The sequence below is a fragment of the Klebsiella sp. CN_Kp091 genome (genome assembly GCF_040065095.1).
Taxonomy (GTDB): domain Bacteria; phylum Pseudomonadota; class Gammaproteobacteria; order Enterobacterales; family Enterobacteriaceae; genus Klebsiella; species Klebsiella aerogenes.
The window spans coordinates 22,612-35,813 of the sequence record NZ_JBEAIO010000047.1 but is presented as its reverse complement, the minus strand read 5'-3'; the positions used below and the strand labels follow the sequence as shown (position 1 = coordinate 35,813).

Genomic DNA, 13,202 nt, shown 5'->3' with positions numbered 1-13,202 from the left:
CGGCTTTTCATTATGCATCGTGCGAGATTATCGCCGGGATGGTGTCATCCTTGCGTAGCGTCAGAATTTCGCAGCCGTTATCGGTTACCACAATAGTATGCTCGTACTGCGCAGACAAGCTACGGTCTTTGGTTTTCACCGTCCAGCCGTCCTTCATGCTGCGGATCTCTTTCTTACCGGCGTTGACCATCGGTTCGATGGTGAAGGTCATACCCGGCTTGAGCACCACGTCGGTTTCCGGCGAGTCATAGTGCAGTACCTGTGGTTCCTCGTGGAAGCCGCGGCCGATACCGTGCCCGCAGTATTCACGTACCACGGAGAAACCTTCCGCTTCGACGAATTTCTGGATCGCCGCGCCGATCGCGCGCAGGTTAATACCCGGTTTGACCATCTTCAGCGCCAGATAGAGGCTTTCCTGAGTGATGCGGCACAGGCGCTCGCCGAGGATAGTCGGTTTGCCGACGATGAACATTTTTGAGGTATCGCCGTGGAACTCATCTTTAATCACGGTCACGTCGATATTGACGATGTCGCCGTCTTTCAGCAGCTTGCCGTCATCCGGGATGCCGTGGCACACCACTTCATTAATAGAGATACAGACCGATTTCGGGAAGCCGTGATAGCCGAGGCAGGCGGAGACCGCTTTCTGCTCATTAACAATGTAGTCGTTGCAGATGCGATCCAGTTCGCCGGTGCTGACGCCCGGTTTGACGTAGGGTTCGATCATTTCCAGCACTTCGGCGGCCAGACGGCCGGCAACGCGCATTTTTTCGATGTCTTCAGATGTCTTGATAGAGATAGCCATGGAATATGTCCAGCAGTGTCGATTTTTTCGACAATAATAGATTAAGTCCTGTCAATGGTAACAGTCCGGGTACGTTGGTGCCAAATTGAGAATCATTAACAGCACGCGACGTCAACAAGAGTTGGTGTCTGGCCAGGTTTTGTGGTATAAAGCGCGCCGGACTTCCGTTCCATCTCAGATACACAAGGATGGGCGTAAGCGACATACTCATATTGTGTAAATAACACACACGTATCGGCACATATTCCGGGGTGCCCTTTGGGGTCGGTAATATGGGATACGTGGAGGCATAACCCCAATTTAATCTATAGAGGTTTTAAACATGGCAACTGTTTCCATGCGCGACATGCTCAAGGCTGGTGTTCACTTTGGTCACCAGACCCGTTACTGGAACCCGAAAATGAAGCCTTTCATCTTCGGCGCGCGTAACAAAGTTCACATCATCAACCTTGAGAAAACTGTACCGATGTTCAACGAAGCTCTGGCTGAGCTGAACAAAATCTCTGCCCGTAAAGGCAAGATCCTGTTCGTTGGTACTAAGCGCGCTGCAAGCGAAGCGGTAAAAGAAGCTGCTAACAGCTGCGACCAGTTCTTCGTGAACCATCGCTGGCTGGGCGGTATGCTGACTAACTGGAAAACCGTTCGTCAGTCCATCAAACGTCTGAAAGACCTGGAAACTCAGTCCCAGGACGGTACTTTCGAGAAGCTGACCAAGAAAGAAGCGCTGATGCGCACTCGTGAGCTGGACAAGCTGGAAAACAGCCTGGGCGGTATCAAAGACATGGGCGGCCTGCCGGACGCACTGTTCGTTATCGACGCTGACCACGAGCACATCGCTATCAAAGAAGCAAACAACCTGGGTATCCCGGTATTTGCTATCGTTGATACCAACTCTGATCCGGACGGCGTAGACTTCGTTATCCCGGGTAACGACGATGCAATCCGCGCAGTTAGCCTGTACCTGGGCGCTGTTGCAGCTACCGTTCGTGAAGGTCGCTCTCAGGACCTGGCTTCTCAGGCGGAAGAAAGCTTCGTAGAAGCTGAATAATAAGGTTTAAGCCCTTATTAGTACCGTGTATGAATAGGGGCCAATTTTAGGCCCCTTTTTTCAATTTATGCTGTTTGGCCGCAGGCCGGGCAGTTTCCACATCTCCCGAGGATTTTAGAATGGCTGAAATTACCGCTTCCCTGGTAAAAGAGCTGCGCGAACGTACTGGCGCAGGCATGATGGATTGCAAAAAAGCACTGACTGAAGCTAATGGCGACATCGAGCTGGCAATCGAAAACATGCGTAAATCCGGCGCGATCAAAGCGGCGAAAAAAGCAGGCAACGTTGCTGCTGACGGCGTGATCAAAACCAAAATCGACGGCAACTACGGTTACATTCTGGAAGTTAACTGCCAGACTGACTTCGTTGCTAAAGATGGTGGTTTCCAGGCATTTGCTGACAAAGTACTGGACGCCGCTGTTGCTGGTAAAATCTCCGACGTTGAAGTTCTGAAAGCGCAGTTCGAAGAAGAACGTGTTGCCCTGGTTGCTAAAATCGGTGAGAACATCAACATCCGTCGTATCGCTATCCTGGAAGGCGACGTTCTGGGCAGCTACCAGCACGGTGCTCGCATCGGCGTTCTGGTTGCCGCTAAAGGCGCTGACGAAGAGCTGGTTAAGCAGCTGGCAATGCACGTTGCTGCAAGCAAGCCGGAATTCGTTAAGCCGGAAGACGTTTCTGCTGAAGTAGTAGAAAAAGAGTACCAGGTTCAGCTGGACATCGCGATGCAGTCCGGTAAGCCGAAAGAAATCGCAGAGAAAATGGTTGAAGGCCGCATGAAGAAATTCACCGGCGAAGTTTCTCTGACTGGTCAGCCTTTCGTTATGGAACCGAGCAAATCTGTTGGTCAGCTGCTGAAAGAGCACAACGCCGACGTTACTGGCTTCATCCGCTTTGAAGTGGGCGAAGGCATCGAGAAAGTTGAGACTGACTTTGCAGCAGAAGTTGCTGCGATGTCCAAGCAGTCTTAATTTTTAAAAAAAGGAGCCGCCTGAGGGCGGCTTCTTTTTGCGCCTCTCTTGTAAAATCAGCCAATCGCTTATAGTGACTGCGCTGAACGATGGCATACAATGTCGTCAGAATTAACTCATCTCAATCGTTGACAGTCTCAGGAAAGAAACATGGCTACCAATGCAAAACCCGTCTACAAACGTATTCTGCTGAAGTTAAGTGGCGAAGCTCTGCAGGGTTCAGAAGGCTTCGGTATTGATGCAAGCATACTTGACCGTATGGCTCAGGAAATCAAAGAACTGGTTGAACTGGGTATTCAGGTTGGCGTAGTGATTGGTGGCGGTAACCTGTTCCGTGGTGCTGGTCTGGCGAAAGCGGGTATGAACCGCGTTGTGGGCGACCACATGGGCATGCTGGCAACGGTCATGAACGGCCTGGCAATGCGTGATGCGCTCCATCGCGCCTATGTGAACGCTCGCCTGATGTCCGCAATCCCGCTGAACGGCGTGTGCGACAACTACAGCTGGGCGGAAGCGATTAGCCTGCTGCGTAACAATCGCGTGGTGATCCTCTCCGCGGGTACCGGCAACCCATTCTTTACCACCGACTCCGCAGCCTGCCTGCGCGGTATTGAAATCGAAGCCGACGTGGTTCTGAAAGCGACCAAGGTTGACGGCGTGTTTACCGCTGACCCGGCGAAAGATCCTTCCGCTACCATGTACGATCAGCTGACCTATAGCGAAGTGCTGGATAAAGAGCTGAAAGTGATGGATCTTGCCGCCTTCACCCTGGCGCGCGACCACAAACTGCCAATTCGCGTATTTAACATGAACAAACCAGGCGCGCTGCGTCGCGTGGTCATGGGCGAAAAAGAAGGCACGTTGATTACGGAATAATTCCCGTCGGCGCTAATTCCGGGTAATATTCCGCTTTACTTTAGCGGGGAAGTTGCCCGGTTAATTGAATTAATCAGGACTATACTTAGCTCACTTTCGCAGTGGGCGACCGTGTGGTCTGTCTGAGACAAGTTTTCAAGGATTCGTAACGTGATTAGCGATATCAGAAAAGATGCTGAAGTACGCATGGAAAAATGCGTTGAAGCATTCAAAAACCAAATCAGCAAAATTCGCACGGGCCGTGCTTCTCCAAGCCTGCTGGATGGCATCATCGTGGAATACTACGGCACGCCGACCCCGCTGCGCCAGCTGGCAAGCGTTACGGTGGAAGATTCCCGTACGCTGAAAATCAACGTCTTCGACCGCTCTATGAGCCCGGCCGTTGAAAAAGCGATTATGGCGTCTGACCTGGGTCTGAACCCAAGTTCTGCGGGTAGCGATATCCGCGTTCCGCTGCCGCCGCTGACTGAAGAACGTCGTAAAGATCTGACTAAGATCGTGCGTGGCGAAGCTGAGCAGGCGCGTGTCGCCGTGCGTAACGTTCGCCGTGACGCGAACGACAAAGTTAAAGCTCTGCTCAAAGAGAAAGAGATCAGCGAAGATGACGATCGCCGCTCTCAGGACGACGTGCAGAAAATGACTGACGCCGCCATTAAGAAAGTTGATGCGGCGCTGGCAGAGAAAGAAGCGGAACTGATGCAGTTCTGATTTTCTGCCGCTACGCAGGCCCGGGGCATTCGGGGCTGCGTAAAGTCTGAAACGCCGTACAGAAGACCGTACGCTCAATATTTGGGATTGCGTTAAAATCGCTGGCCTTGTAGCCTTCCTTTTTATACCGAAGGTCATTCGCCGCCGTTTTAGCCCCGAGGATTGATGCGTAAAGGGCTTGCTGGCGGCGTTTTGCTTTTTATCCTGTCACAATTCTTCTGGACGTCTCATGAAGCAATTAACCGTTCTCGGTTCGACCGGTTCAATCGGCTGCAGCACGTTGGACGTGGTGCGTCATAATCCCGAAAGCTTTTCCGTCGCCGCGCTGGTCGCGGGGAAAAATGTCGACCGTATGGTTGAACAATGTCTGGAATTTTCTCCCCGATTCGCGGTGATGGATGATGCGCAAAGCGCTGAGCGTTTGCGTACGCTGCTGCGTGAACAGGGCTGCCGCACCGAAGTGCTGAGCGGCAAGCAGGCGGCGGCTGATGTCGCGGCGCTGGATGAGGTCGATCAGGTGATGGCGGCCATCGTTGGCGCGGCCGGCCTGGCGCCGACGCTGGCGGCAATTCGCGCCGGCAAAACGGTACTGCTGGCGAACAAAGAGTCTCTGGTAACCTGCGGCCGCCTGTTTATGGACGCGGTTCAGCAGTATGGCGCTCGACTGTTGCCGGTTGATAGCGAACATAACGCGATTTTTCAGAGTTTGCCGGAAACAATTCAAAACCATCTGGGATACGCTGACCTGACGCAGAACGGCGTCTCGTCGATTCTGCTGACCGGTTCCGGTGGTCCTTTCCGGGAAACGGCGATTTCTGAGCTGGCGGCAATGACGCCGGATCAGGCTTGCCGCCACCCGAACTGGTCAATGGGACGCAAAATTTCCGTTGATTCCGCCACGATGATGAATAAAGGGCTGGAGTACATCGAAGCCCGCTGGCTGTTTAATGCCTCTGCGCAGCAGATGGAAGTCATTATTCATCCGCAATCGGTGATTCACTCCATGGTTCGCTATCAGGACGGTAGCGTATTGGCGCAATTAGGCGAGCCGGATATGCGCACGCCGATCGCCCATACCATGGGCTGGCCGCAGCGCCTGAACTCCGGCGTTAAACCGTTGGACTTCTGTCAATTGAGCAACCTGAGCTTCTCGGCGCCGGATTACGATCGTTATCCGTGCCTCAAGTTGGCGATGGACGCTTTTGATGTCGGCCAGGCGGCGACGACGGCGTTGAATGCCGCTAACGAAGTCTCGGTGGCGGCGTTTCTGAATAGTGAAATCCGCTTTACCGATATTGCGGCAGTGAACCAGGCGGTGCTGGATAATATGGCGCTCAATGAACCGCAAAGCATTGATGAAGTGGTTGCAATTGATGCCGAAGCACGCGTCGCCGCACAGCGACAACTTCGATAACACATGGCGCAGGGGAGTCCCTACAACGCGTTGTGATATTTGTGGGCGCTGGGCTTCAGTGATATAGTCTGCGCCACCCGATCGTTGCATTTTGTTGTGAAAGATTACGGTGGCCGTGGCAAGACACGGCTTTTTTGCGTAAAGCTTTTGGTTGTTCTCTGCGATTGGCTGTAGCTCCGGCGCCGGATAAAAATGCGTATTCAGCGCTGCCCGGCGGCGTGTGTGTTGTGGCTAAGCTAATCCTTATTATGGACTTAAAACGCGTTATGTTGTCTGCTAATCAAACTGTCAGCAAAATGTCGCCTGCACATGGTTGTCGCCATGTCGCCATTATCATGGACGGCAACGGTCGTTGGGCGAAACAACAAGGTAAAATTCGCGCCTTTGGCCATAAAGCTGGAGCGAAATCTGTTCGTCGCGCGGTCTCCTTCGCGGCGAATAATGGTATTGAAGCATTAACGCTTTACGCATTCAGTAGTGAAAACTGGAACCGTCCGGCGCAGGAAGTGAGCGCGCTGATGGAACTGTTTGTCTGGGCGCTGGATAGCGAAGTAAAAAGCCTGCATCGTCACAATGTCCGCCTGCGGATTATCGGCGAGACGACGCGTTTTAATGCCCGGCTGCAGGAGCGCATCCGTAAGGCGGAGGCGCTAACGGCAAACAATACGGGGTTAACGCTGAATATCGCCGCTAATTACGGCGGCCGCTGGGATATTGTCCAGGGCGCGCGTCAACTGGCCGAACAGGTACAAAAAGGGTTGTTAAAACCTGAAGAGATCACGGAAGAGATGCTTAGCCAGCAGGTGTGTATGCATGAACTGGCTCCCGTTGATTTAGTTATTAGGACCGGGGGAGAGCACCGAATAAGTAACTTTTTGATTTGGCAAATTGCCTATGCCGAACTTTACTTTACGGATGTTCTTTGGCCCGATTTTGCTGAACAGGACTTTGAAGGTGCACTCCATGCATTCGTTAGTCGAGAGCGTCGTTTTGGCGGCACAGAAGAGCCGGGTGGCAGTCATGCCTGATGGGGGTCACTTTTGCTGAAGTATCGCCTGATTTCCGCTTTCGTTTTAATTCCCGTCGTTATTGCGGCGCTTTTTCTATTGCCGCCCGCGGGCTTTGCTATCGTCACCCTGGTCGTTTGTATGCTCGCCGCGTGGGAGTGGGGGCAATTAAGCGGTTTTACCTCAACGACGCAGCGCGTGTGGCTCGCGGTGCTTTGCGGCCTGCTGTTGGCGCTGATGCTCTTTATGTTGCCCGAATACCACTATGACGCGCATCAACCGATGGTTGAGGGATCGTTATGGGCCTCGTTTGGCTGGTGGATTGTCGCGCTGGTGCTGGTCCTCTCTTATCCGGCCTCGGCGGCGTTGTGGCGCCATTCAAAAGCGTTGCGTCTGATCTTCGGCTTGCTGACTATCGTCCCGTTTTTTTGGGGCATGCTGGCGCTGCGCGCATGGCATTACGCCGATAACCACTATAGCGGCGCGGTGTGGTTGCTGTACGTCATGATTCTGGTGTGGGGCGCGGATTCCGGCGCCTACATGTTCGGTAAAATGTTCGGAAAGCATAAGCTGGCGCCGAAGGTTTCTCCGGGTAAAACCTGGCAGGGCTTCTTCGGCGGCCTGTTGACGGCAGCCGTTATCTCTTGGGTTTATGGCGTATGGGCTCATCTGGATGTCACCCCAACCGTGTTGCTGATTTGCTCGGTGGTGGCGGCGCTGGCTTCAGTGCTGGGCGATTTGACGGAAAGTATGTTTAAACGTGAAGCCGGCATCAAGGATAGCGGGCATCTGATCCCTGGACATGGCGGTATTTTAGATCGCATTGATAGCCTGACGGCTGCGGTGCCGGTGTTCGCTTGTCTGCTGTTGTTAGTCTTCAGGACGATTTGACGGAAGGTTTTATGCTGAGCGTTCTCTGGAATTTGGCCGCTTTTATTATTGCGCTTGGCGTACTGATCACCGTGCACGAGTTCGGCCATTTCTGGGTGGCTCGTCGCTGCGGCGTGCGCGTTGAACGTTTTTCCATTGGTTTTGGTAAAGCGCTGTGGCGCCGCGTGGATAAGCAGGGGACCGAGTTTGTTATCGCGCTGATCCCGCTCGGCGGTTATGTGAAGATGCTCGACGAACGCGTCGAACCGGTGGCGCCGGAAATGCGTCACTACGCTTTCAATAATAAAACCGTTGGTCAGCGCGCGGCCATCATTGCCGCAGGCCCTATCGCCAACTTCATTTTTGCCATCTTTGCCTACTGGCTGGTGTTTATCATCGGCGTCCCTGGCGTGCGTCCGGTTGTTGATGAAATATCGCCCAATTCCATCGCTGCGCAAGCACAAATTGCAAAAGGAATGGAACTTAAAGCGATAGATGGCATCGAAACGCCTGATTGGGATGCAGTACGTATGGCGTTAGTCGCGAAGATTGGCGACCAACAAACAATACTTACCGTCGCCCCTTTCGGGACGAACCAACGTCAGGATAAAATCCTCGACCTGCGGCACTGGGCGTTTGAGCCGGATAAGCAAGATCCGGTGGCCTCGCTGGGCATCAAGCCGCGTAGTGCGCAGATTGATACCGCGCTGGCTGAGGTACAATCTCAGTCGGCCGCGCAGAAAGCAGGTTTGCAAGCGGGAGACAGGATCGTTAAAGTCGATGGTCAACCGTTAACGCAGTGGATGACGTTTGTTAATCTGGTGCGTGACAATCCGGGCAAGGCGCTGGCTCTGGAGGTCGACAGACAAGGTACGCCGCTGTCGTTGACCCTGACTCCGGATACGAAGTCGGTAAAAGGCAAGGCTGAAGGGTTTGCAGGGGTAGTGCCAAAAGTTATCCCGCTGCCTGATGAATACAAGACAGTGCGTCAGTACGGGCCGTTTGCCGCCATCGCCGAAGCCACGGATAAAACTTGGCAACTGATGTCGTTAACGGTCAGGATGCTGGGCAAATTGATAACCGGTGATGTCAAACTGAACAACCTCAGTGGGCCGATCTCTATCGCTCAGGGGGCTGGAATGTCAGCGGAATTTGGGTTGATTTACTATCTGATGTTCCTTGCGCTGATTAGCGTGAACCTCGGAATAATCAACTTGTTCCCGCTACCCGTCCTCGACGGGGGGCATCTGCTGTTTTTAGCGATTGAAAAGCTGAAGGGCGGGCCGGTATCCGAGCGAGTTCAAGACTTTAGTTATCGCATTGGCTCAATACTGCTGGTGCTGTTAATGGGGCTTGCACTTTTCAATGATTTCTCTCGGTTGTAAGAGAGTTTGTTAGGAAGAACGCATAATAACGATGGCGATGAAAAAGTTGCTCATAGCGTCGCTGCTGTTTAGCAGCGCGACTGTATACGGTGCTGAAGGGTTCGTGGTGAAGGACATTCATTTCGAAGGCTTGCAGCGTGTCGCTGTTGGTGCGGCCCTCCTCAGCATGCCAGTGCGTCCTGGCGATACGGTGACCGATGATGATATCAGTAACACCATTCGCGCTCTGTTTGCCACTGGCAACTTTGAGGACGTCCGCGTCCTGCGCGATGGTGATACCCTGCTGGTGCAGGTGAAAGAGCGCCCAACAATTGCGAGCATTACCTTCTCCGGCAACAAGTCGGTGAAGGATGACATGCTCAAGCAAAACCTTGAGGCATCCGGCGTTCGCGTTGGGGAATCTCTCGATCGCACCAAGCTTGCCGATATCGAAAAAGGGCTGGAAGATTTCTACTACAGCGTCGGTAAATATAGCGCCAGCGTAAAAGCTGTCGTGACGCCGCTGCCGCGTAACCGCGTCGACCTGAAACTGGTTTTCCAGGAAGGCGTCTCGGCGAAAATCCAGCAGATTAACATTGTCGGTAACCACGCATTCACCACTGACGAACTGATCTCACACTTCCAACTGCGCGATGAAGTACCGTGGTGGAACGTCGTCGGCGATCGTAAATACCAGAAACAGAAACTGGCGGGCGACCTTGAAACCCTGCGCAGCTACTATCTGGATCGCGGTTACGCGCGTTTCAACATCGATTCGACGCAGGTTAGCCTGACGCCGGACAAGAAAGGCATCTATATCACCGTTAACATCACCGAAGGCGAGCAATACAAGCTCTCCGGCGTGCAGATAACGGGCGATCTGGCGGGCCATTCGGCGGAAATCGAATCGCTGACCAAAATTGAGCCGGGCGAGCTGTATAACGGCACCAAAGTGACCAAAATGGAGAATGATATTAAGAAACTCCTCGGTCGCTATGGCTACGCCTATCCGCGCGTTCAGTCGCAGCCCGAAATCAACGACACGGATAAAACCGTGAAGCTGCATATTAACGTTGATGCCGGTAACCGTTACTACGTGCGTAAAATTCGCTTCGAAGGTAACGACACCTCCAAAGATTCCGTACTGCGCCGCGAAATGCGCCAGATGGAAGGGGCGTGGCTGGGCAGCGACCTGGTTGACCAGGGTAAAGACCGTCTTAACCGTTTAGGTTATTTCGAAACCGTCGATACCGATACCCAGCGCGTGCCGGGTAGCCCGGATCAGGTTGATGTCGTTTACAAGGTGAAAGAACGTAACACCGGTAGCCTGAACTTCGGTATCGGTTACGGCACCGAAAGCGGCGTCAGCTTCCAGGCGGGCGTACAGCAGGATAACTGGTTAGGTACGGGTTACTCGGTTGGCATCAACGGGACCAAGAACGACTACCAGACCTATGCTGAACTGTCGGTTACCAACCCGTACTTCACCGTAGATGGCGTGAGCCTCGGCGGTCGCCTCTTCTATAACGACTTCGATGCGAATGACGCGGATCTGTCTGACTATACCAACAAAAGCTATGGTACAGACGTCACCCTCGGCTTCCCGATCAACGAATACAACTCGCTGCGTGCAGGTTTAGGTTATGTTCATAACTCCCTGTCCAACATGCAGCCGCAGGTGGCGATGGATCGTTACCTTGACTCTGTAGGGTCAGACAGCACCGGCAGCTTTACCGCGAATGACTTCACCTTTAACTACGGCTGGACCTATAACAAGCTGGACCGTGGTTACTTCCCAACGGAAGGTTCGCGCGTCAACCTGAACGGTAAAGTGACCATTCCGGGGTCAGACAACGAATACTACAAAGCGACGTTGGATACCGCGACGTACGTGCCGATCGATGACGATCACCAGTGGGTTGTACTGGGACGTACCCGCCTGGGTTATGGCGACGGTATCGGCAGCAAAGAGATGCCGTTCTATGAGAACTTCTACGCCGGTGGTTCAAGTACCGTGCGTGGCTTCCAGTCGAACACCATCGGCCCGAAAGCGGTCTATAAATCCGGGGCTTATGCCGGAGATAATAGCGACTACGAAGAATGTTCCAACTCTGACGGTTCATACTGTAAATCAGACGATGCGGTCGGCGGTAACGCCATGGCGGTCGCCAGCCTGGAGCTGATTACCCCGACGCCGTTTATCAGCGATAAATACGCGAACTCGGTACGTACCTCCATTTTCTGGGATATGGGTACCGTGTGGGATACAAACTGGGAAAATACCGCGGCGACCCGAGCCGCAGGCGTGCCTGACTACAGCGATCCGAACAACATTCGTATGTCTGCGGGTATCGCGGTACAGTGGATGTCGCCGTTGGGGCCGTTGGTCTTCTCCTACGCCCAACCGTTTAAAAAGTACGATGGAGACAAAGCCGAGCAGTTCCAGTTTAACATTGGTAAAACCTGGTAATTGTTGGCAACAACGGAATGTAAGTGCAGTATAGCGCTGACTGTAGGCGATAGCGGATGCTATCGCCTGGCCACGCAAATAACGGTACCCCTGGGTACTCATGGGATGGTAAGGAGTCAATTGTGAAAAAGTGGTTATTAGCTGCAGGTCTGGGTTTAGCAATGGTAACTTCCGCTCAGGCGGCAGATAAAATTGCAATGGTTAACATGAACAACCTGTTCCAACAGGTAGCCCAGAAAACTGGCGTTTCCAACACGCTGGAAAATGAGTTCAAAGGCCGCGCTAGCGAACTGCAGCGTTTGGAAGGCGATCTGCAGTCCAAAATGCAGCGTCTGCAGTCTATGAAACCGGGCGCAGATCGTAGCAAGCTGGAAAAAGACGTGATGTCTCAGCGTCAGTCCTTCGCGCAGAAAGCACAGGCTTTTGAGCAGGATCGCGCACGTCGTTCCAACGAAGAACGTGGCAAACTGGTTACCCGTATCCAGACCGCCGTTCAGAGCGTAGCGAAAGATCAGAGCATCGATCTGGTTGTTGACTCTAATGCCGTCGCATACAACAGCAGCGATGTGAAAGACATCACCGCTGATGTACTGAAACAGGTTAAATAAGTAATGCCTTCAATTCGACTGGCTGACTTAGCACAGCAGTTGGATGCAGAGTTACACGGTGATGGCGATATCGTCATCACCGGCGTTGCGTCCATGCAGAGCGCTAAAGCAGGCCAAATTACTTTCATGGTAAATCCTAAATACCGTGAACACCTGGCCGCTTGCCAGGCCTCCGCCGTTGTGATGACGCCGGACGATTTACCCTTTGCCCACGGCGCCGCGCTGGTAGTGCGTAATCCCTACCTGACCTACGCGCGCATGGCTCAAATTTTAGATACCACGCCGCAGCCGGCGAAAGACATCGCGCCAAGCGCGGTGATCGATCCCACGGCGAAGCTGGGTGACAACGTCTCCGTTGGCGCAAATGCCGTTATCGAATCCGGCGTGGTGCTGGGCGATAACGTGGTTATCGGCGCAGGCTGCTTCGTTGGCAAAAATAGCAAAATCGGCGCCGGCTCGCGTTTATGGGCCAACGTTACCGTTTACCATGAGATTGAGATCGGTGAAAATTGCCTGATCCAGTCCAGTACGGTGATCGGCGCGGACGGTTTCGGTTACGCTAACGATCGCGGTAATTGGGTGAAGATCCCGCAGCTTGGTCGCGTTATTATTGGCGATCGCGTGGAGATCGGCGCCTGTACCACCATCGATCGCGGCGCGCTGGACGATACCGTGATCGGCAATGGCGTTATCATTGATAACCAGTGCCAGATTGCGCACAACGTGGTGATTGGCGACAATACCGCCGTCGCTGGCGGCGTGATTATGGCCGGCAGCCTGAAAATTGGCCGTTACTGCATGATTGGCGGCGCCAGCGTGATTAACGGCCATATGGAAATCTGCGATAAAGTCACCGTTACCGGGATGGGGATGGTTATGCGTCCTATCTCTGAACCTGGCGTCTATTCCTCAGGTATTCCGCTACAGCCGAACAAGGCGTGGCGTAAAACTGCGGCGCTGGTGATGAATATTGACGAGATGAGCAAGCGCCTGAAAGCGGTTGAGCGCAAGGTTAATCAACAAGACTAATTCATCATTCGGTCACGTTACATTCCCGGCCT

General features: G+C 53.3%; 12 protein-coding genes. 11 read left to right on the top strand and 1 reads right to left on the bottom strand.

Going from position 1 to position 13,202, the window contains the following annotated elements; genetic code table 11:
- Positions 1-10: 10 nt before the first annotated feature.
- Positions 11-805, bottom strand: coding sequence for a type I methionyl aminopeptidase (gene map, locus ABLV17_RS19900; protein ID WP_045376596.1), 795 nt, complete (start codon positions 803-805; stop codon positions 11-13).
- 322 nt (positions 806-1,127) lie between these two features.
- On the opposite strand from map, the gene rpsB reads away from it, so the two are divergent.
- From rpsB to lpxD, 11 genes are all read left to right on the top strand, one after another.
- The gene (gene rpsB / locus ABLV17_RS19895) at positions 1,128-1,853 is read left to right on the top strand and encodes a 30S ribosomal protein S2 (protein ID WP_004858107.1); all 726 of its coding nucleotides are present in this window, start codon (positions 1,128-1,130) and stop codon (positions 1,851-1,853) included.
- A gap of 119 nt (positions 1,854-1,972) precedes the next feature.
- Positions 1,973-2,824, top strand: a complete 852-nt coding sequence (gene tsf / locus ABLV17_RS19890; RefSeq protein WP_015368168.1) for a translation elongation factor Ts — start codon at positions 1,973-1,975, stop codon at positions 2,822-2,824.
- A 150-nt stretch (positions 2,825-2,974) separates the two neighbouring features.
- Entirely contained in the window at positions 2,975-3,700 is a 726-nt protein-coding gene (gene pyrH / locus ABLV17_RS19885) for a UMP kinase (RefSeq protein ID WP_004098747.1), read from the top strand.
- 150 nt (positions 3,701-3,850) lie between these two features.
- Positions 3,851-4,408, top strand: coding sequence for a ribosome recycling factor (gene frr / locus ABLV17_RS19880; RefSeq protein ID WP_015368165.1), 558 nt, complete (start codon positions 3,851-3,853; stop codon positions 4,406-4,408).
- Between the two features lie 229 nt (positions 4,409-4,637).
- The gene (gene ispC / locus ABLV17_RS19875) at positions 4,638-5,822 is read left to right on the top strand and encodes a 1-deoxy-D-xylulose-5-phosphate reductoisomerase (protein WP_087860843.1); all 1,185 of its coding nucleotides are present in this window, start codon (positions 4,638-4,640) and stop codon (positions 5,820-5,822) included.
- Between the two features lie 266 nt (positions 5,823-6,088).
- The gene (gene ispU, locus ABLV17_RS19870; protein WP_087860842.1) at positions 6,089-6,850 is read left to right on the top strand and encodes a (2E,6E)-farnesyl-diphosphate-specific ditrans,polycis-undecaprenyl-diphosphate synthase; all 762 of its coding nucleotides are present in this window, start codon (positions 6,089-6,091) and stop codon (positions 6,848-6,850) included.
- Between the two features lie 12 nt (positions 6,851-6,862).
- Positions 6,863-7,720: a phosphatidate cytidylyltransferase gene (cdsA, locus tag ABLV17_RS19865; RefSeq protein WP_087860841.1), complete on the top strand. Its 858-nt coding sequence runs from the start codon at positions 6,863-6,865 to the stop codon at positions 7,718-7,720.
- A gap of 11 nt (positions 7,721-7,731) precedes the next feature.
- The gene (gene rseP, locus ABLV17_RS19860) at positions 7,732-9,084 is read left to right on the top strand and encodes a sigma E protease regulator RseP (RefSeq protein ID WP_045390141.1); all 1,353 of its coding nucleotides are present in this window, start codon (positions 7,732-7,734) and stop codon (positions 9,082-9,084) included.
- A 31-nt stretch (positions 9,085-9,115) separates the two neighbouring features.
- Positions 9,116-11,533, top strand: a complete 2,418-nt coding sequence (bamA, locus tag ABLV17_RS19855) for an outer membrane protein assembly factor BamA (protein WP_087860840.1) — start codon at positions 9,116-9,118, stop codon at positions 11,531-11,533.
- 122 nt (positions 11,534-11,655) lie between these two features.
- Positions 11,656-12,141: a molecular chaperone Skp gene (gene skp / locus ABLV17_RS19850; RefSeq protein ID WP_087860839.1), complete on the top strand. Its 486-nt coding sequence runs from the start codon at positions 11,656-11,658 to the stop codon at positions 12,139-12,141.
- A 3-nt stretch (positions 12,142-12,144) separates the two neighbouring features.
- On the top strand, positions 12,145-13,170 hold the full coding sequence (gene lpxD / locus ABLV17_RS19845; protein ID WP_271031953.1) for a UDP-3-O-(3-hydroxymyristoyl)glucosamine N-acyltransferase: 1,026 nt from the start codon (positions 12,145-12,147) through the stop codon (positions 13,168-13,170).
- Positions 13,171-13,202: the final 32 nt, after the last annotated feature.

Coding starts and splice junctions, on each gene's coding strand:
- map (WP_045376596.1), bottom strand. CDS start 805: ATGGCTATCTCTATCAAGACATCTGAAGACATCGAAAAAATGCGCGTT.
- rpsB (WP_004858107.1), top strand. CDS start 1,128: ATGGCAACTGTTTCCATGCGCGACATGCTCAAGGCTGGTGTTCACTTT.
- tsf (WP_015368168.1), top strand. CDS start 1,973: ATGGCTGAAATTACCGCTTCCCTGGTAAAAGAGCTGCGCGAACGTACT.
- pyrH (WP_004098747.1), top strand. CDS start 2,975: ATGGCTACCAATGCAAAACCCGTCTACAAACGTATTCTGCTGAAGTTA.
- ispC (WP_087860843.1), top strand. CDS start 4,638: ATGAAGCAATTAACCGTTCTCGGTTCGACCGGTTCAATCGGCTGCAGC.
- ispU (WP_087860842.1), top strand. CDS start 6,089: ATGTTGTCTGCTAATCAAACTGTCAGCAAAATGTCGCCTGCACATGGT.
- rseP (WP_045390141.1), top strand. CDS start 7,732: ATGCTGAGCGTTCTCTGGAATTTGGCCGCTTTTATTATTGCGCTTGGC.
- bamA (WP_087860840.1), top strand. CDS start 9,116: ATGGCGATGAAAAAGTTGCTCATAGCGTCGCTGCTGTTTAGCAGCGCG.
- lpxD (WP_271031953.1), top strand. CDS start 12,145: ATGCCTTCAATTCGACTGGCTGACTTAGCACAGCAGTTGGATGCAGAG.